The organism is Streptomyces sp. NPDC006235 (assembly GCF_040613735.1).
In the GTDB taxonomy this organism is placed as follows: Bacteria; Actinomycetota; Actinomycetes; order Streptomycetales; family Streptomycetaceae; genus Streptomyces.
Genome location: NZ_JBEXSR010000020.1, coordinates 104817 through 122527 on the forward strand (window position 1 = coordinate 104817; position 17711 = coordinate 122527).

The 17711-nt window shown below is 71.8% G+C and carries 18 protein-coding genes; 10 read left to right on the forward strand and 8 right to left on the reverse strand.

The window, feature by feature from the left end; translation table 11 throughout:
- Positions 1-54 precede the first annotated feature (54 nt).
- The 4 genes from ABZ192_RS23515 (at position 55) to mscL (ending at position 2636) form a co-directional block, all read left to right on the forward strand.
- Positions 55-363 carry an FmdB family zinc ribbon protein gene (locus ABZ192_RS23515; RefSeq protein WP_356926413.1) on the forward strand — a complete coding sequence of 103 codons (309 nt, stop codon included), beginning with the start codon at positions 55-57 and terminating at the stop codon, positions 361-363.
- A 101-nt stretch (positions 364-464) separates the two neighbouring features.
- On the forward strand, positions 465-1325 hold the full coding sequence (locus ABZ192_RS23520; protein ID WP_356926414.1) for an S-methyl-5'-thioadenosine phosphorylase: 861 nt from the start codon (positions 465-467) through the stop codon (positions 1323-1325).
- A 147-nt stretch (positions 1326-1472) separates the two neighbouring features.
- Positions 1473-2057 (forward strand): hypothetical protein, encoded by a 585-nt coding sequence (locus tag ABZ192_RS23525; RefSeq protein ID WP_356926415.1) that lies wholly within the window; start codon positions 1473-1475, stop codon positions 2055-2057.
- 120 nt (positions 2058-2177) lie between these two features.
- Positions 2178-2636 (forward strand): large conductance mechanosensitive channel protein MscL, encoded by a 459-nt coding sequence (gene mscL / locus ABZ192_RS23530; protein ID WP_356926416.1) that lies wholly within the window; start codon positions 2178-2180, stop codon positions 2634-2636.
- Positions 2637-2673: 37 nt separating this feature from the next.
- Here the strand turns inward: mscL and ABZ192_RS23535 are convergent, their stop codons facing one another.
- Positions 2674-2853 (reverse strand): hypothetical protein, encoded by a 180-nt coding sequence (locus ABZ192_RS23535; RefSeq protein WP_356926417.1) that lies wholly within the window; start codon positions 2851-2853, stop codon positions 2674-2676.
- A gap of 68 nt (positions 2854-2921) precedes the next feature.
- Here ABZ192_RS23535 and ABZ192_RS23540 point away from each other — a divergent pair, with 68 nt between their 5' ends.
- From ABZ192_RS23540 to ABZ192_RS23555, 4 genes are all read left to right on the forward strand, one after another.
- A complete protein-coding gene (locus tag ABZ192_RS23540) occupies positions 2922-4190 on the forward strand; it encodes a low temperature requirement protein A (protein ID WP_356926418.1) in 1269 nt (422 codons plus the stop codon).
- Positions 4191-4260: 70 nt separating this feature from the next.
- Positions 4261-5301, forward strand: a complete 1041-nt coding sequence (locus ABZ192_RS23545) for a P1 family peptidase (protein WP_356926419.1) — start codon at positions 4261-4263, stop codon at positions 5299-5301.
- Between the two features lie 179 nt (positions 5302-5480).
- Entirely contained in the window at positions 5481-6698 is a 1218-nt protein-coding gene (locus ABZ192_RS23550) for an Ig-like domain-containing protein (protein WP_356926420.1), read from the forward strand.
- 179 nt (positions 6699-6877) lie between these two features.
- Positions 6878-7624: a DUF6227 family protein gene (locus ABZ192_RS23555; protein WP_356926421.1), complete on the forward strand. Its 747-nt coding sequence runs from the start codon at positions 6878-6880 to the stop codon at positions 7622-7624.
- Between the two features lie 231 nt (positions 7625-7855).
- On the opposite strand, the gene ABZ192_RS23560 is transcribed toward ABZ192_RS23555, so the two are convergent.
- The 5 genes from ABZ192_RS23560 to ABZ192_RS23580 form a co-directional block, all read right to left on the reverse strand.
- Positions 7856-8011 carry a hypothetical protein gene (locus ABZ192_RS23560; protein WP_356926422.1) on the reverse strand — a complete coding sequence of 52 codons (156 nt, stop codon included), beginning with the start codon at positions 8009-8011 and terminating at the stop codon, positions 7856-7858.
- Between the two features lie 128 nt (positions 8012-8139).
- Positions 8140-10191, reverse strand: a complete 2052-nt coding sequence (locus ABZ192_RS23565) for a fructose-specific PTS transporter subunit EIIC (RefSeq protein ID WP_356926423.1) — start codon at positions 10189-10191, stop codon at positions 8140-8142.
- A 145-nt stretch (positions 10192-10336) separates the two neighbouring features.
- Entirely contained in the window at positions 10337-11284 is a 948-nt protein-coding gene (gene pfkB, locus ABZ192_RS23570) for a 1-phosphofructokinase (protein WP_356926424.1), read from the reverse strand.
- Positions 11281-12042 (reverse strand): DeoR/GlpR family DNA-binding transcription regulator, encoded by a 762-nt coding sequence (locus ABZ192_RS23575; protein WP_356926425.1) that lies wholly within the window; start codon positions 12040-12042, stop codon positions 11281-11283. The genes pfkB and ABZ192_RS23575 overlap by 4 nt, the downstream gene beginning before the upstream one ends.
- A gap of 174 nt (positions 12043-12216) precedes the next feature.
- The gene (locus ABZ192_RS23580) at positions 12217-13725 is read right to left on the reverse strand and encodes an MFS transporter (protein WP_356926426.1); all 1509 of its coding nucleotides are present in this window, start codon (positions 13723-13725) and stop codon (positions 12217-12219) included.
- 62 nt (positions 13726-13787) lie between these two features.
- Between ABZ192_RS23580 and ABZ192_RS23585 the strand changes: the two genes are divergently transcribed.
- Complete coding sequence (locus ABZ192_RS23585) at positions 13788-14786, forward strand: YafY family protein (RefSeq protein ID WP_356926427.1); 999 nt, start codon at positions 13788-13790, stop codon at positions 14784-14786.
- Between the two features lie 31 nt (positions 14787-14817).
- On the opposite strand, the gene ABZ192_RS23590 is transcribed toward ABZ192_RS23585, so the two are convergent.
- Both ABZ192_RS23590 and ABZ192_RS23595 read right to left on the reverse strand, forming a co-directional pair.
- A complete protein-coding gene (locus ABZ192_RS23590) occupies positions 14818-15417 on the reverse strand; it encodes a TetR family transcriptional regulator (protein WP_356926453.1) in 600 nt (199 codons plus the stop codon).
- 547 nt (positions 15418-15964) lie between these two features.
- On the reverse strand, positions 15965-16963 hold the full coding sequence (locus ABZ192_RS23595) for a sigma-70 family RNA polymerase sigma factor (protein WP_010035431.1): 999 nt from the start codon (positions 16961-16963) through the stop codon (positions 15965-15967).
- Between the two features lie 193 nt (positions 16964-17156).
- Here ABZ192_RS23595 and ABZ192_RS23600 point away from each other — a divergent pair, with 193 nt between their 5' ends.
- On the forward strand, positions 17157-17678 hold the full coding sequence (locus tag ABZ192_RS23600; RefSeq protein ID WP_356926428.1) for an N-acetyltransferase family protein: 522 nt from the start codon (positions 17157-17159) through the stop codon (positions 17676-17678).
- Positions 17679-17711: the final 33 nt, after the last annotated feature.

Sequence of the window (17711 nt, forward strand, 5' to 3'; positions counted from 1 at the left end):
GTCAAGATGGATCGTCGTTAGCACTCATCGAGTGAGAGTGCCAGGAGGAAGACAGTGCCCACCTACCAGTACCAGTGCACCGAGTGCGGCGAGGGCCTCGAGGCGGTGCAGAAGTTCACCGACGACGCCCTCACCGAGTGCCCCAGCTGCAAGGGCCGCCTGAAGAAGGTGTTCTCGGCGGTCGGCATTGTCTTCAAGGGCTCCGGCTTCTACCGGAACGACAGCCGCGGCTCCTCGTCGAGCAGCGCCCCGGCGTCGAAGTCGTCGAGCTCCTCGTCGTCGTCCTCGGACTCCGGTTCCAGCTCCGGTTCGACCTCGTCGTCGAGCACCGGCAGCTCCACCAGCAGCAGCACCGCCGCGTAAGGCCTGCTTCTCGAGGCTTCTCGAGGCCTGTTTCTTACGGGACCCTGTCGCCTTTCGGCCACAGGGTCCTCGGCGTTTCCGCCTGCGGTTAGGGTGCGGGCATGGCGAACAAGGCGAACGTGGCGAACAAGGGGGACGCCGGGATCGGCGTCATCGGCGGCTCCGGGTTCTACTCCTTCCTCGACGATGTGACCGAGGTCCAGGTCGACACTCCGTACGGGCCGCCCAGCGACTCCCTCTTCCTCGGTGAGATCGCCGGCCGGCGCGTCGCCTTCCTGCCCCGGCACGGGCGCGGCCACCACCTGCCGCCGCACCGGATCAACTACCGGGCCAACCTGTGGGCGCTGCGGTCGGTCGGCGTGCGCCAGGTGCTCGCCCCCTGCGCGGTGGGCGGTCTGCGTCCCGAGTACGGGCCGGGCACGCTGCTGGTGCCGGACCAGCTGGTCGACCGGACAAAGTCCCGCGCGAACACGTACTTCGACGGGCTGCCGCTGCCCGACGGAACGGTGCCGAACGTGGTGCACGCGTCGCTGGCCGATCCCTACTGCCCCGCCGGGCGGGCCGTGGCGCTGAAGGCGGCGCGCGGTCGTGACTGGGAGCCGGTGGACGGGGGCACGCTGGTCGTCATCGAGGGGCCGCGCTTCTCGACCCGTGCCGAATCGTTGTGGCACCAGGCGCAGGGCTGGTCGGTGGTGGGCATGACCGGCCACCCCGAGGCGGCGCTCGCCCGTGAGCTGGAGCTCTGCTACACGTCCCTGACCCTGGTCACCGACCTCGACGCCGGCGCCGAGACCGGCGAGGGCGTCTCGCACGACGAGGTGCTGAGGGTGTTCGCGGCGAACGTGGACCGGCTGCGGGGCGTGCTGTTCGACGCCGTGGCGGGGCTGCCGGAGGAGGACAAGCGGGGCTGTCTGTGCGTGAACGCGCTGGGCGGGATGGATCCGGGGTTCGCGTTGCCGTAGGCAGACGTTGCCATGGGCGGAACTTGCCGTTCGGGTGAGGGAGTTGTCCACAGGGCGGCGGTAGGTCCACAGGGCTGAGCGGGCTGCGCCGCGAAGCCTCATCGTGGGGAGCGCCAGCCGGTCGCTCGTCACAGGTGGTGGTTCCCCATGTCCCTCGCTCCGTCTTCCTCGTTCCCGACCCTGCCTTCTTGGTCTGCTGCCGCAGGCCCGCCGGGCCCCGAGGTGCCGGCGACCCGTGAGGTACCGCGGTTCGACCCCGTACGGGTACGCGGCCGGGCCGGCCGGCTCGTGCGCAACCGGTGGCGTGCCCTGGCCGTGGGGCTCGCGGTCACCGCGACCGCGCTCGTGGCGGCGGGACCGCGGGGTGCCGACGGGGCCCGTGGGCACCCCCGGGCCCAGCCGCCCGCGCACGCGGCCGCGGTGTCCGGGGAGCAGCCGGTGCGCACGCGTCGCGCCGTGGGGGCGGTGACGGCCCCGGTCCGGATCGCCGACGCGGCCACCGTGCGGCTGCTGCGGCCCGGCGACCGGGTCGACGTGATCGCCGCCGAGGAGACGGTGTCGGGCGGCGATGCCCGGGTGGTCGCGCGCGGGGCCCGGGTGACGAAGGTGCCGGAGCCGCTGGAGGGCGCGAGCGACACAGGGGCGCTGGTCGTGCTGTCGGTGCCGCGTGCCACGGCGGCCCGGCTGGCCGGTGCGAGCACCACCGCGCGGTTGGCGGTGACCCTGTGGTGACGTCCCTGGTCTCGTCAAGTCGCTCGTTCGACGGACCCAGGTGCTCCGTTCGGAGCATCGTTGACGTAGGTTGCGGAGCGTTTTGTTCCGCAAGCTGCTCGTGCGAGGAGAGACCCCGAGGTGAGCGAGAAGAAGGATCCGAGCGTCTGGGAGGGCTTCAAGGCCTTCCTGATGCGCGGGAACGTCGTCGATCTGGCCGTGGCGGTGGTGATCGGCGCCGCCTTCACCAACATCGTCAACGCCGTGGTGAAGGGGATCATCAATCCCGTAGTCGGGGCCATCGGGACCAAGAACCTCGACCACTACAGCTCATGTCTGAGCTCGACCTGCGAGGGCGAGCAGGGCATCCGGATCCTGTGGGGTTCCGTCCTCGGCGCCGCGCTGAGCTTCGTGATCACCGCGGCGGTCGTCTACTTCCTGATGGTCCTGCCGATGGCGAAGTACCTGGCCCGGCTGGAGGCCCGCCGCAAGGCGAAGGAGGGCACCCAGGAGGTCATCGAGGTGACCGAGCTGGAGGTGCTGAAGGAGATCCGGGACGCGCTGGTCGCACAGCGCGGCTCCGGGCACGACCGGCAGTAACGCCGGCAGGAGCGCTACGGACGGCCGCCCGGGCGGCTCAGAGGTGGTGGGGCGGCTTCTCGTCGAGGAAGCGCTTGAGGTCGGCCGCTGCGCCACCGGTGTCGGAGCGCTCGCCCCAGCCTCGGTCGGTGTCGTCGGAGGACTGCTGGTCGAGCGGGTCGTCGAAGACCAGCGCGGGCTTCGGCGCGCGCGGCTCGGGATCGGGGGCGGTGCTCATGCGTCCAGGGTACGGTCGCGGAGAAGGTCGCGGTGAAATTCCCCGCTTCTTCTGTTGTGCTGGGAACCATGACGTCCAGCTCCGCTCCCCCGCCCGTCCCCTCCCCTGCGCCCGGCCCCTCCGGCATGCCCGGCGACCGGGGGCCGCTGCGCAGGCTCACGGCCCGTGGCCGGGACGAGGCGCACCGGTCCGCCTCGCCGCTGGAGCTCTTCTTCGATCTGTGCTTCGTCGTGGCGGTGGCCCAGGCGGGCATCGAGCTGGTGCACGCCGTCGCCGAGGGGCATGCGGGCGAGGGGATCCTCGACTACGCGATGGTGTTCTTCGCCCTGTGGTGGGCGTGGATGAACTTCACGTGGTTCGCCTCGGCGTACGACAACGACGATGTGCTCTACCGGGTCGTCACGCTGGTGCAGATCGCCGGTGTGCTGGTCCTCGCGGCCGGGGTCTCCCGGGCGTTCGGGGAGCACGAGTTCTTCGTGGTCTGGCTGGGCTACCTGATCATGCGGCTCGCCCTGGCGGCGCAGTGGCTGCGGGCGGCCCGCGCCGGCGAGGGCCCGGAGCGGACGACGGCTCTGCGCTACGCCGGTGGCGTGCTGGCGTGCCAGGTCGGCTGGCTGGGGCTGCTGTTCCTGCCCGAGGGGGCCCGACCCTGGTGGTTCCTGGTGATGGCGCTGCTGGAGATGTGCGTGCCGCCGCTGGCGGAGAAGGACCGTCCCACGTCCTGGCATCCGCGCCATATCGCGGAGCGGTACGGGCTGTTCACCATCATCGTGCTCGGCGAGACGATCGCCGCGGCCACGGTCGCCGTGAAGTCGGGCGTCGACGAGAACGACGCCCTGGGCGAGCTCCTCCCCATCGCAGCGGGCGGGCTTCTGATCATCTTCGCCGCGTGGTGGGTCTACTTCGTCGTGCCCATCCACAGCCATCTGCGGTCCAACCGGCAGGCGTTCCTGTGGGGCTACGGCCACTATCTGGTCTTCGCCTCGGCGGCCGCGATCGGCGCAGGACTGGAGGTGGCGGTGGAGCAGACGGTCGGCAAGGCGCACATCTCCACGCTGGCGGCGTCGGCCGCCGTGACCCTGCCGACGGCCCTGTACCTGCTGACCTTGTGGGCCCTGCACTCGCGCCACTTCAAGTCGGGCATCGCCCAGCAGCTGGTGCTGCCGACGACGGCACTGCTGGTGATCTGCTGCACGTTCCTCGGCGACTGGGCGGTGCTGACGGCGGGCGTGGTCTGCGCGCTGTCGGTGGTGGCGGGAGAGACCCTGGCCCTGCGCAGGGCGGCCCGGGCCGCTCGGGCCGCCGGGGCCGACGGGCAGACGACGCCGACCGGGTGACCGGGCGCCGACGGGGACCGACCGCCTGGGTACCCCCGCGAGGGCCTGCATCTGGACAACACTGGGCGGCATGACGTTTGACGCTCTGGTGGACGCTCTGACGGATGTCTCCGGCCTGCGGGTGGGGCACGCGACCCGTGCCGGTGACGGCTGGCTCACCGGCACCACGGTGGTGCTGGCCCCGGAGGGCGGGGCGGTGGCCGCCGTGGACGTGCGGGGCGGTGGCCCCGGCACCAAGGAGACGGACGCGCTGGACCCGCGCAACGTGGTGCGGAAGGTCGAGGCGATCGTGCTGACCGGCGGCAGCGCGTACGGGCTCGACGCGGCGTCGGGGGTGATGGCCTGGCTGGAGGAACAGGGGCGTGGGATCCGGGTCGGGGCGGATCCGGCGCATGTCGTGCCGGTGGTGCCCGCCGCCTGTGTCTTCGACCTGGGGCGGGGCGGCGACTTCCGGGCCCGGCCTGGCGCGGCCACCGGGCGTGCGGCGGTCGAGGCGGCCGCGGCGAGCGAGCCCGGCGCACCGGTGCCCGAGGGATGCGTGGGCGCCGGCACAGGGGCGGTGGTCGGGGTCGTGAAGGGCGGGGTCGGCGGCGCGAGCACCGTGCTCGGCTCGGGGATCACGGTGGCCGCGCTGGTGGTGGCCAACGCGGCGGGGTCGGTGCTGGATCCGGAGACGGGGGTGCTGTACGGGGAGTTGTTCCAGGGGCGGGTGGAGTACCCGGAGGCGCGGGTGCACGAGGCCGCGCGGCGGCGCCTCGCCGAGACGGCCGCGAGAAGCTCGGCTCCGCCACTCAACACCACACTGGCGGTGGTCGCCACGGACGCGGACCTGTCGAAGGCGCAGGCGCAGAAGCTGGCCGGTACGGCACACGACGGCATCGCCCGCGCGGTGCGGCCGGTGCACCTTCTCAACGACGGGGACACGGTGTTCGCGCTGGCGACCGGGGACCGCGCCCTGGACGCCGCGAACCCGCTCGCCCTCAACGAGATCCTCGCCGCGGGCGCGGACGTCGTGACCCGGGCGATCGTACGGGCCGTGCGCGCCGCGGAGCCGGTCGACGGTCCGGGCGGGGCGTGGCCGTCGTACGGGGAGTTGTACGGGGGCCGCTGAACGGACGGGCACAGCACAGCGGCTCCACAGCGACACCGGGCGGCGACACCGGACATTGTCCCGGCCCTGTAACGGTGATGTCGCTCATGGCGCACGGACGCAACCCGACCGGCCGCACCGCCCCTCTTCTCCCACGTACTGGAGCGGACCACGCACATCACATGAACTGGGAGCAGCCCGTGACAACGCCGGACATTGCAGCGCGGCGCAAACTGGGGGCATGTGCCGCCCTGATGGTCGGCGCCCTGACGCTCACCGCCTGCGGTGGCAGCGCCAATGCCAAGGACGACGCCAAGGGTGGCGGCGACTCGGCGAAGACGTCCGTCGCGAAGATCGCCATCTCGGCGAAGGACGGTTCGACCGACGCCTCCATCAACTCGACCGGCGTGAAGGTCAGCGACGGGAAGCTGACCGACGTGAAGATGACGGTGGCGGGCGGCGGTCAGGCCGTGCCGGGCTCGATCTCCTCCGACGGCAAGGTCTGGAAGCCGAAGGAGCAGCTGGAGCGCGGCACGAAGTACCAGATATCGGCTACCGCGAAGGACACGAAGGGCCGTACGGCCGCCGCGAACTCCATCTTCACGACGGTCACCTCGGCGAACAGCTTCATCGGGACGTACACGCCGGACAACGGCACCACGGTCGGTGTGGGCATGCCGGTGTCGTTCACCTTCGACAAGGCGATCACGAACCGCAAGGACGTGCAGTCGCACATCACGGTCACGTCCAGCAGCGGGCAGAAGGTCGTCGGGCACTGGTTCGGCGCGCAGCGGCTCGACTTCCGGCCCGAGGAGTACTGGAAGGCCGGCTCCAAGGTCACGATGAAGATCGACCTGGACGGCGTCGAGGGCACGAACGGCGTCTACGGCGTGCAGAAGAAGACGGTCACCTTCACCGTCGGGCGCTCGCAGGTCTCCACGGTCGACGTCAACACGCAGACGATGACGGTCGTGCGGGACGGCAAGACCATCAAGACGGTCCCGATCTCGGCGGGCAGCCCGGAGCACACCACGTACAACGGGCAGATGGTGATCTCCGAGAAGTTCGTGCAGACCCGGATGAACAGCCGGACGGTCGGGCTCGGCGGGGAGTACGACATCCCGGACGTGCCGCACGCGATGCGCCTGACGACGTCCGGCACGTTCATCCACGGCAACTACTGGTACAACAAGGGCAATCCACCCTTCGGCCGCCAGGGCACCAGCCATGGCTGCGTCGGCCTGGCGGACGTCCAGGGCGCCGGGGGCAACACGCCCGCCAAGTGGTTCTACGACAACTCGCTCATCGGTGACGTGGTGATCGTCAAGAACTCGCCCGACAAGACGGTGTCGCCGGACAACGGGCTCAACGGCTGGAACATGGACTGGAGCCAGTGGGTCGCGGGCAGCGCCTCGTGAGCGGCTGAACGATCGTACGAACTGGGGTTTTTGACGGACCGGCCGGGCCGCGCGGGAACTTTTCGCGCGGCCCGGGCGTTTTCCTGGACGTACGTTTTCTCGGTTCCCGGACATGATGTCCGACCGAGGGGCTACGGTATGCACCCACAAGGTGACATGCAGCAACGCCGGGAGAAACCTTGAGCGTTCCGTACGAGACGGCAGCGTACGAACCCCACGACTCGCCCGAGTCTCCGGAGGAGCACCTCGCGCGACTCCTCGGCCGCGCCCTGAACTCCTTCGAGCTGCCTGACGAGACGATAAGGCGGCTGGACTGCGCGCTGGCGCACGACGGTTCGCTGCACTCCGCGCACCACAGCGCGGGACTGCACCGGGAGACCTACCGGCACACCTGGCTGCTCGCCGACGGTTCCGCGCTCACGCTCTGGGAGCTCGTCCACAACACGGCGCCGGGCAGCGAGCCGCAGCACGAGGTGTACGTCGACGAGGAGGAGCTGCGCGCCGCCACCACGCGTCTGCCGCTGCCGCCCGACACACCCGACTTCGAGCTGCCGGTGGCGGTCCAGCTGTCCCCGGTCCCCGCGCCGCGGCACGCGTACGCCGGGGACGACTCGGCGGACCACGCGCGGCGTTTACTGCGCCGCGCGGAGAACGCGGACCGGCCGGGCGCGGACACGGCGGCCCTGCTGGCCACAGCGTCCGGTCACCAGATCACCCAGGCCTTCGGCCGCCCGTGCCGCGCGGGCCGGGCGGGGCTGGGTTACTCGCTCTACGAGCACGCGTTCCTGCTGCGCGACGGCGCGGAGGTCTCCCTCTGGGAGGTGGAGCACACGGCGACGCCGGACGGGCGGCACATGTGCGAGGTGTACGCCAGCGAGGACGCGGCACGCGAGGCGATGGAGCGGCGGGCGGCGCAGCTGTCCTAGGCCGTGTCCGCACAGTCCCGCCTGCCCCGCGACGCCCGGCACGCTCCCCCCTGCCTTAAGGGCGTGGGAGGTGCCCCCACTCGCCGCACCGACCCGAAAGCCCGAGTACGCCCAGTACGAGGGCTTCCGGCCGGCACTCCCGCAGCCTTCGGCCGGGGGGACCCCCAGAGCACGCACCGGACGCCGCGGGGCCCGTCCTCCGGGCGGACGACGGGACTTTGCGGACACGCCCTAGTCGTGGTCGCCGAGGTGGCGCACCAGCTCGGCGAAGGCGTCTCTCTCCTCGCGGGTCAGTTCCACGGAGTCCGACCGGTGGCCCGTCTGCCGCTGTTGCGGGAGGGCGGGGAGAGGGTGGCCTTCGGGCCATCGGGAGACGTGCTCGGGCATGCGCCCCAGTAGACACCACGGCCCGGGACTTCGGTCCCGGGCCGTGATTTTCGTGATCTATCTCGCAGGTGCCGTGAACGGTTCACACACCCCGAAAGGGGCGAACCCAGGACCCTCGGGCGGGGGCGTCACGCCGCCACCGGCTGCTTCGCCTCCGCCGACTGGGCCGCCGCCCCGCCGGAGCCCGGTGCGGTGCCCGCCGGCTTGCGCATGCCCTTGAGGACGACCACCAGGGCCGTGGTGACGCAGACGCCCGCGGCGATGGCGACCAGGTAGAGCAGCGGGTTGCCGATCAGCGGGACCACGAAGATGCCGCCGTGCGGGGCCCGCAGGGTGGCGCCGAAGGCCATCGACAGGGCGCCGGTGATCGCGCCGCCCGCCATCGAGGCCGGGATGACGCGCAGCGGGTCGGCCGCGGCGAAGGGGATCGCGCCCTCGGAGATGAAGGAGGCGCCGAGCACCCAGGCGGCCTTGCCGTTCTCGCGCTCGGTCTGCGTGAAGAGCTTGCCGCGCACGGTCGTGGCGAGGGCCATCGCCAGCGGAGGCACCATGCCGGCCGCCATGACCGCCGCCATGATCTTCATCGCGGAGTCGCTGGGGCTGGACACCGCGATACCGGCGGTGGCGAAGGTGTAGGCGACCTTGTTGACAGGGCCGCCGAGGTCGAAGCACATCATCAGGCCGAGGAGGGCGCCGAGCAGGATGGCGTTGCTGCCGGACAGGCCGTTCAGCCAGTCGGTCATGCCCTTCTGGGCCTCGGCGATGGGCTTGCCGATGACGACGAACATCAGGAACCCGACGATCGCCGAGGAGATCAGCGGGATCACCACCACCGGCATGATGCCGCGCAGCGCCGTCGGGATGTTCACCTTCTGGATCGCGATGACCACGCCACCGGCGATGAGACCGGCCGCGAGACCGCCGAGGAAGCCGGCGTTGATGGTCAGGGCGATCGAGCCGCCGACGAAGCCGGGGACGAGACCGGGCCGGTCGGCCATGCCGTAGGCGATGTAGCCGGCCAGGACCGGGACGAGGAAGCCGAAGGCGACGCCGCCGATCTGGAAGAGCAGGGCCGCCCAGCTGTCGGCCTGCGCCCACATGAAGTGGTCCATCACCGACGGGGCCTTGTCGACCTTGTAGCCGCCGATCGCGAAGCCGAGGGCGATCAGCAGACCGCCCGCCGCGACGAACGGCACCATGTAACTGACGCCGGACATCAGCCACTTGCGCAGCTTGGTGCCGTAGCCCTCGCCGGCGTCGCCGGAGCGCTCCACCGGAGTGGACGGGGCGGACCCGGAGGTGACCTCGCCGCGGGCGGCCTTCTCGCGGACCTCGGCGATGAGTTCCGCGGGGCGGTTGATGCCCGCCTTCACACCGACGTCGACGGTCGGCTTGCCGGCGAAGCGTTCCTTCTCCCGTACGGGCACGTCATGGGCGAAGATCACGGCGTCCGCCGCGGCGATGACCGACGGGTCGACCCGGGTGAAGCCGGCCGAGCCCTGGGGTTCGACGGTGACCTCGACGCCCGCCTCACGGCCGGCGTTCTCCAGCGACTCGGCCGCCATGTAGGTGTGGGCGATGCCGGTGGGGCAGGAAGTGACGGCGACGATGCGGAACGGGCGCTCCTCGCCCGCAGCCGTGTCGTCGTTGTCGTCGTCGGTGACCGTGGCGGCGGCGGGAGAGGCCGCTCCCGCCGACGCCACGGGGTCTTCGGAGGCGGCCTCGGCGGGCTCGCCGGGCTCGTCACCGCGGATCAGCGCGGCGGCGGCCGTCGCGTCGCCCACCGCACGCAGGGCGTCGGTGAACTCCGTGTTCATCAGCTGCCGGGCCAGCGACGACAGGATCGTCAGATGGGCGTCGTCGGCGCCGGCCGGCGCGGCGATCAGGAAGATCAGGTCGGCGGGACCGTCGGCCGCGCCGAAGTCGATGCCGTCGGAGCTGCGCCCGAAGGCGAGCGTCGGCTCGGTGACGTGCTCGCTGCGGCAGTGCGGGATGCCGATGCCGCCGTCGAGGCCGGTCGGCATCTGCGCCTCGCGGGCGGCCACGTCGGCGAGGAAACCGTCGAGGTCGGTCACCCGGCCCAGGGCCACCATGCGCTCGGCGAGGGCACGCGCCGCCGCTTCCTTGGTGTCGGCGGACAGGTCGAGATCGACCAGGTCCGCGGTGATCATGTCGCTCATCGCGGGCTCCTTAGCACGCGTATCGCCCGGTCAGTCGAATGGGCGGGGGAGGGGACGGGGATGCGGTGGGGGGTGACGGGGTCGGAGGCGGGCCGTAACGGGGAGGTCTGCCGCTCGCGGGTCGGTCCGCGCTGCTCCTCGTACGTCATGACACCGGCTCCTTCAGCGCGCGGTCCGCCGGGATCCGGGCCGTGACCGTCACCGCGGCCGGGTCCAGGTCGCCGGGCCCGGGCATGACACTGCCGGGCAGCTGGACGGCCGCCGCGCCGTGGGCGACCGCGGAGGCGAGGGCTTCGGGGCCGCTGCCGCCGGCGATCAGGAAACCGGCGAGGGAGGAGTCACCGGCGCCCACGTTGCTGCGTACGGCGTCCACGCGGGCGCTGCCGAACCAGGCGCCCTCACCGGAGACCAGCAGCTGCCCGTCGGCGCCGAGGCTCGCGAGGACGGCCCGGGCGCCCATCTCGCGCAGCTCCTCGGCCGCCTTCACGGCGTCACCGACGGTGGCGAGGGAGCGGCCGACGGCCTCCGCGAGCTCCTCGGCGTTGGGCTTGACCACGTCGGGCCGCTCACGCAGGGCCGCGAGCAGCGCGGGCCCGGAGGTGTCCAGGGCGATCCGGGCACCGGCGGCGTGCGCGCGGGCGACCAGGTCGGCGTACCAGGAGGGGGCGAGGCCGCGCGGGAGGCTGCCGCAGCAGGCGATCCAGGCGGCGTCGCGGGACTGCTGCCGTACGGTCTCCAGGAGCAGTTCGCACTCGGCCTCGGACAGTTCGGGCCCCGGCGCGTTGATCTTCGTCAGGACGCCGTCGGCCTCGGCGAGGGCGATGTTGGAGCGGGTGGCGCCGGCGACCGGGACCGGCGCGACCTCGATGCCCTGCGTGTCGAGCAGGTCGGCGACGAGCGCGCCCGGCGCACCGCCCAGGGGCAGAACCGCCACGGTGCGCTGACCGGCCGCGGCGACCGCGCGCGAGACGTTCACGCCCTTGCCGCCCGGGTCCATCCGCTCGCCGGTGGCGCGGATGACCTCGCCGCGGTCGAGGGACGGCACCTCGTAGGTGCGGTCCAGGGACGGGTTGGGGGTGACGGTGAGGATCATGCGCGCACTACTTCCGTGCCGCCGCGCTCGATCGCGACGGCGTCTTCGGGGCTCAGCCCGCTGTCGGTGATCAGCAGGTCCACGTCGCTCAGGTCGCCGAAGCGGGCGAAGTGCTCCTGGCCGTGCTTGGAGGAGTCGGCGAGCAGCACCACGCGGCGGGCGGCGGCCAGGGCCGCGCGCTTGACGGCGGCCTCGGCGAGGTCGGGGGTGGTCAGGCCGTGTTCGGCGGAGAAGCCGTTGGCGGCCACGAACAGCACGTCGGCGCGGATCTCGCCGTACGCGCGCAGCGCCCAGGCGTCCACGGCGGCGCGGGTGCGGTGCCGTACGCGACCGCCGACGAGGTGGAGCTGGATGCCGGGGTGGTCGGCGAGGCGGGCCGCGATGGGCAGGCTGTGCGTGACGACGGTGAGGGCGGACTCCAGGGGGAGGGCCGCGGCCACCTTGGCCACCGTCGTACCGGCGTCGAGGATCATCGTGCCCTCGGTCGGCAGTTCCGCGAGGGCCGCCTTGGCGATGCGGTCCTTCTCGTCGGGGGCCGTCGTCTCGCGCTCGGCGAGGTCCGGCTCGAAGTCGAGCCGCCCGGCCGGGATGGCGCCGCCGTGCACCCGGCGGACCAGTCCGGCGCGGTCGAGGGCCTTCAGATCGCGGCGGATGGTCTCCGCCGTCACCTGGAACTCCTCGGCCAGCGACACGACATCCACTCGGCCGCCGTCACGGGCGAGCCGGAGGATCTCCTGCTGCCGCTCCGGTGCGTACATGTCTGTTCGCCTCCGCCTTATGCCCGAACGTGTGGTTTCAGCGGGAGGCTACGCCGAGATTTCCGCGAAGTAAACAGGTTCGGACCCAATCGGGCATGATCGGAAATGGAAACGGGCTCGGCACGCATGTGCCGAGCCCGTCCTCCGAGGAGGGAGACGAGGGAGCAGACGTGATCAGGGGACCAGCGCCGCTTCCTTCGGCTCCGTCGCCGCCGCCTGCTCCCCCTCGACGTGCTGCGCCGGCCGCTTCGGCAGGGCGAACATCAGCAGGAAGATCACACCCATCACCGCGGCCACCCACCCCAGCGAGTTCCGGAAGGCGTCCGCGAAGGCCGGGCCCACCTGTTCCGGGCGCAGCCGGTCGCCGATCGTGCCGAAGAAGACGACCGACACCAGGCCCAGCCCCAGCGCGTTGCCCATCTGCTGCACGGTGTTGAGCAGGCCGGAGGCCGAACCGGAGTGCTCACGCGGCACCTCGGAGAGGATCGCGTCGGTCAGCGGAGCGACGATCAGGCCCATGCCCACACCCATCACGACCAGCGGCAGCGCCATCTGCCAGGGCTCGATGTCCAGCCCGTAGTGCCCGGACTCCCAGAGGTAGAGCAGCACTCCGGCCGCCATCACCAGCGCGCCCGCCTGGAGCACCTTGCGTCCGAAGCGCGGGACCAGCTGCTGCACCGACATCCCGGCGGCCACGGACACGGCGATCGAGAACGGCACCCCGGTCAGCCCGGCCTTCAGCGCGCTCCAGCCCAGGCCCATCTGCATGTACAGCGTCCACACCAGGAAGAACACGCCGAGCGCGACCCCGAAGACGGTCTGGACGGCGATCCCGGCCGCGAAGCTCTTGACCCGGAACAGCGACAGCTCGACCAGCGGGGAGCCGTCCCGTGCGCTCTTGCGCCGCTCGTACGCCACCAGCGCCGCCAGGACGACGAGCGAGCCGGCCATCGAGACGTACCCCCACACCGGCCAGCCCAGCTCGCGGCCGCGGATGAGCGGGTAGAGCAGCATCAGCAGGCCCAGCGTCACGAGCGCGACACCCACGAGGTCCAGCTTCAGGGCCCGCGGCGCCTTGGACTCGGTGATGAAACGGCTGCCGAGGATCAGGCCCGCGACGCCGACGGGCAGGTTGATCAGGAAGATCGAGCGCCACTCCCACCCGAACACGTTCCACTCGGTCAGCAGCGCGCCGAGCAGCGGACCGGACACGGCCCCGAGCCCGACGACCGCGCCGAACAGGCCGAACACCTTGCCCCGCTCGTGCGCCGGGAAGGTCGCGTGCACGATCGACAGCACCTGCGGCACCATCAGCGCCGCCATGGCGCCCTGCAGGAACCGCGAGGCGACCAGCATCTCCGGGTTCACGGCGAGGCCGCACAGTGCGGAGGCGAGGGTGAAGCCGCCGATGCCGACGAGGAAGATCCGCTTGCGGCCGTGGATGTCACCGAGCCGTCCGCCGGTGATCAGCCCGGCGGCGAAGGCCAGGGCGTATCCGGCGGTGATCCACTGGATCTGGCCGAAGGACGCACCCGACTCCCGCTGGATCGACGGTATGGCGATGTTGACGATCGTCACGTCGACGAGGTCCATGAAGGCCGCGGTCATCACGATCGCGAGGGCGAACCAGCGACGGCGGTCGGTCCCGCCCGCGGTGCTGAGAGGGGTCTCGGTGGAGGTCATGGAGAGAAGGTAGAGGGCTATTAGGTCAGATCGTGTCCTATTGGTGCGGCATCCTCGTCGGTATGACGACGGACACACCGGCACGGCTGCTGACGCTCCTCTCCCTCCTCCAGACGCCCCGCGAATGGCCCGGCGGCGAGCTCGCCGGCCGGCTCGGGGTCTCCCGCCGCACGGTCCGGCGGGACATCGACCGGCTGCGCGAGCTGGGCTATCCCGTGCAGGCGAGCAAGGGTGCCGACGGCGGCTACCGGCTGGTCGCCGGCAAGGCCCTGCCGCCGCTCGTGCTCGACGACGAGGAGGCCGTGGCCATCGCGGTCGGGCTGCGCGCCGGAGCGGGGCACGCGGTGGAGGGCCTGGACGAGGCGTCGGTGCGGGCGCTGGCCAAGCTGGAGCAGGTGCTGCCGGGCCGGCTGCGGCACCGCGTGACCACACTCCAGGCCGCGACCACTCCCCTGACCAGCGGAGACGGGCCGAGCATCGCGCCGGAGACCCTGACCGTCATGGCCTCCACGGCGGCCGGGCACGAGCGGCTGCGGTTCGCCTACCGGGCGGCCGACGGCACCGAGTCGCGGCGCCTGACGGAGCCGTACCGGCTGGTGTCCACGGGCCGCCGCTGGTACCTGGTGGCGTACGACATCGACCGGGACGACTGGCGCACGTTCCGCGTCGACCGCGTGAGCGAACCGTTCGCCACGGGAGCGCGGTTCGTGCCGCGCGAGCTGCCGACGGGGAACGCGGCGGAGTTCCTGCGGCAGTCGATGCAACGGCAGCAGGAGTCCTACGACTTCGAGGTCACGTTCGCCGCGCCGGCCGACTTCGTCGCCGCCCGGCTGCCGAAGTGGCTCGGCACGCCCGAGCCGTTGGACGCCGGCAGCTGCCGGCTGCGCGGGTCCGTCGGGGACGCCGTGCAGTGGGTGGCGTTCCGGCTGGCGATGCTGGAGTGCGACTTCACGGTCCGCGAGCCGGAAGAACTCGTGCGGGCGGTACGGGAGCTGGGGGCGCGGTTGAGCAGGGCGGCGGCTGCGGGTGCGGGTACGGGCGCGGGTGCGGGTACGGAGTAGGTATCCGGCTCTGGGCCACTAGCCAGCTCCGTCAGGCCTCCCACGGAAAGTCCCGCAACGCCCTCAGATTCCGCAGCGCGAGTTCCGCCGGGCTGCCCGGGCCCTGCACCGGGCCGTCCCCCTCCGCCCAGCCCTCCAGGGCCGTGCGTACGGCGGCGCTCGCGACGGCTGCGGTGAAGCGCGGCTCGGGGGCGGCGGCAACGTTGTCGTCACCGGCCGCGGTCCCGGTCCTGGTCCCCCGTTCCGCCAGGACCTCCCCCAACGTCCGTTCCGACGCCTGGCACACCTCCGCCCACACCCTGCGCAGGGACGGGTTCGCCTCGGCGAGGCGCAGGAGCGTGCGGACCCACTCCCAGGAGGACGCCGAGACGCCGGCGCCCGGAGTGAGGGTGTGCCGCACGCCGTGCTCCAGGGCCCGGAGGACGCTCACGTCGGCGGGGGCGGCGCGTACCGCCTCGGCCCAGCGCTGGGCGCCGGCCGCGTAGAGCGGGGCGACGGCCTCCTCCTTGGTGGCGAAGTACCGGTAGAACGTGCGCGGGGCGATGCCGGCGGCTTGGGCGATGTCCTCCGCGCGGGTGGAGCGCAGGCCGTGCCGTACGAAGAGGCCGGCCGCGGCCCGGGCGATCGCCATGCGCGTCTCGGCCTTCCGCCGCTCGGTCAGCGAGGCCTGAGGAGGGGTCGGGGTGGTGCTGCTCACGCTCGGCAGGCTATGCCCATGTGACACAATCTGCCATCTGGCGGGCCACCCCGTGGTTCAGGTACGGGGTGACCCGCTCTTCACTTACCCGCCCGGCGAAGAGGCGGGTTCCCCGCGCACACAGAGAGCCGGGCCCCGGCACCCGGGGGGAGGGGCGCCGAAGCCCGGCTTTGGGAGAGTCCCGGCGCCGGGGGGAGTGCGACGGGACTTGGTTCTTGGTTCTGGGGGGCCAGGGGCGGGGCCCCGGCCCGAACTGGTGGGCCCGGAAGTCTTGTTCCCGGTGCCCCGCGGGTTGAAGCGGCGTTACATCGCCATGTTTGCGCGGTCTTTCGCCACCCGGCGTACGCGGGGCCCCCGGGCGCACATCGTCCGTCACCCACAGGCACTGGGGCAACACCCCATGGGCTGTGGCACGAGCCGTACGCCCGGGCTCCGGGACGCCCCTCGGCGAGCGCCGGCACCGGCGAACACCGCACCGGCGTCACGCCGCCGCGTCGAACCCCGTGCTGCGGGCCAGCTTCTTCAGCTCCAGCAGCGCGTGCTTCTCGATCTGCCGGATGCGCTCGCGGGTCAGGCCGTGCTCCTTGCCGACCTCGGTCAGCGTGCGCTCCCGGCCGTCCTCGATGCCGTAGCGCATCTTGATGATCGAGGCCGTGCGCTGGTCGAGACGGCCGATGAGGTCGTCGAGCTCCTCGCTGCGCAGCAGCGTGAGCACCGACTGCTCGGGCGACACCGCGGAGGTGTCCTCCAGGAGATCGCCGAACTGGGTCTCGCCCTCGTCGTCCACCGACATGTTCAGCGAGACCGGGTCGCGGGCCCAGTCGAGCACGTCGGTGACGCGCTCCGGCGTCGAGCCGAGCTCGGCGGCGATCTCCGCGGGCTCCGGGTCGCGCCCGTGCTCGCGGTTGAACTCGCGCTGCACCCGCCGGATCCGGCCAAGCTCCTCCACGAGGTGGACGGGCAGACGGATCGTACGGGACTGGTCGGCTATGGAGCGGGTGATGGCCTGGCGGATCCACCACGTCGCGTACGTGGAGAACTTGAAGCCCTTGCGGTAGTCGAACTTCTCGACCGCGCGCACCAGGCCGGCGTTGCCCTCCTGGATCAGGTCCAGCAGGGGCAGCCCGCTGCGGGGGTAGCGGCGGGCGACGGCGACGACCAGGCGCAGGTTGGAGCGGATGAAGACGTCCTTGGCCCGCTCCGCGTCGGCGACCAGGGCTTCGAGCTCCTCACGGGTGGCGTCCGCCTTGGTCTCCTCGTACCCGTCGAGGACCTGCCGCGCGAACACACCCGCTTCGATGACCTGGGACAGCTCGACTTCCTTGGCGGCGTCGAGCAGCGGTGTACGCGCGATCTCGTCGAGGTACATGCCGACCAGGTCGCGATCGGCGATCTCGCCGCCATGGGCGCGAACACTGCTTGCCGCGTCGGCCGTCTCGCCGGTGGCGGACTGACGACGGGCGACGGCACGGGTTGCCATGCGTGCTCCCTTGCGATGGTGAGGTCAGCGGGTGGTCCTTCGGACGCTGGACTCCGTCTCCGGGACTCTCCGGACTCTCCTCGGGTGCCCTGCATCCGATGGAAACAACGACTGGAATCAGGACAGAATTCCCAACCTGTCCTCCAATTTTTCGGATCATGCAGTACCCTGTCGGGCCCGATAAGGAGGCGCGGTGCCGACGGAACGTACAGAGGTGCAGGTCAGACCGGGAGTCGAGGCCGACCTCGAAGCCCTCACGGCCCTCTACAACCACTACGTACGTGAGACGGCGATCACATTCGATACCGCGATCTTCACTCCGGAAGAGCGCCGCCCTTGGCTGCTCTCCCACCCTGTAGACGGGCCGTACCGCCTGATGGTTGCCACGGATGCGCACTCACAGGAGATTCTGGGCTACGCCACGTCCAGCCCCTTCCGGGCGAAGCCCGCCTACGTGACCTCCGTGGAGACGACGGTGTACGTCGCCCCGGACGCCGGCCGCCGCGGCGTCGGCACCCTCCTGTACAAGGCCCTCTTCGAGGCCTTGTCCGGGGAGGACCTGCACCGCGCCTACGCGGGCATCGCGCAGCCGAACGAGGCGTCGGCGCGGCTGCACGAGCGCTTCGGCTTCCGGTACGTCGGCACGTACCGGGAGGTCGGCCGCAAGTTCGGCCGCTACTGGGACGTGGCCTGGTACGAGAAGGACCTCACCTAGGACCCCGGGTCGGTCCCGGACCCGCGCCCGGCC

Excerpts from the sequence above, each read along its gene's own strand:
- pfkB (WP_356926424.1), bottom strand. The coding sequence starts at position 11,284 with ATGATCCTCACCGTCACCCCCAACCCGTCCCTGGACCGCACCTACGAG.
- ABZ192_RS23580 (WP_356926426.1), bottom strand. The coding sequence starts at position 13,725 with ATGACCTCCACCGAGACCCCTCTCAGCACCGCGGGCGGGACCGACCGC.
- ABZ192_RS23565 (WP_356926423.1), bottom strand. The coding sequence starts at position 10,191 with ATGAGCGACATGATCACCGCGGACCTGGTCGATCTCGACCTGTCCGCC.
- ABZ192_RS23585 (WP_356926427.1), top strand. The coding sequence starts at position 13,788 with ATGACGACGGACACACCGGCACGGCTGCTGACGCTCCTCTCCCTCCTC.
- ABZ192_RS23590 (WP_356926453.1), bottom strand. The coding sequence starts at position 15,417 with ATGGCGATCGCCCGGGCCGCGGCCGGCCTCTTCGTACGGCACGGCCTG.
- ABZ192_RS23535 (WP_356926417.1), bottom strand. The coding sequence starts at position 2,853 with ATGAGCACCGCCCCCGATCCCGAGCCGCGCGCGCCGAAGCCCGCGCTG.
- ABZ192_RS23525 (WP_356926415.1), top strand. The coding sequence starts at position 1,473 with ATGTCCCTCGCTCCGTCTTCCTCGTTCCCGACCCTGCCTTCTTGGTCT.
- ABZ192_RS23595 (WP_010035431.1), bottom strand. The coding sequence starts at position 16,963 with ATGGCAACCCGTGCCGTCGCCCGTCGTCAGTCCGCCACCGGCGAGACG.
- ABZ192_RS23520 (WP_356926414.1), top strand. The coding sequence starts at position 465 with ATGGCGAACAAGGCGAACGTGGCGAACAAGGGGGACGCCGGGATCGGC.
- ABZ192_RS23545 (WP_356926419.1), top strand. The coding sequence starts at position 4,261 with ATGACGTTTGACGCTCTGGTGGACGCTCTGACGGATGTCTCCGGCCTG.
- ABZ192_RS23575 (WP_356926425.1), bottom strand. The coding sequence starts at position 12,042 with ATGTACGCACCGGAGCGGCAGCAGGAGATCCTCCGGCTCGCCCGTGAC.
- ABZ192_RS23540 (WP_356926418.1), top strand. The coding sequence starts at position 2,922 with ATGACGTCCAGCTCCGCTCCCCCGCCCGTCCCCTCCCCTGCGCCCGGC.
- ABZ192_RS23560 (WP_356926422.1), bottom strand. The coding sequence starts at position 8,011 with ATGCCCGAGCACGTCTCCCGATGGCCCGAAGGCCACCCTCTCCCCGCC.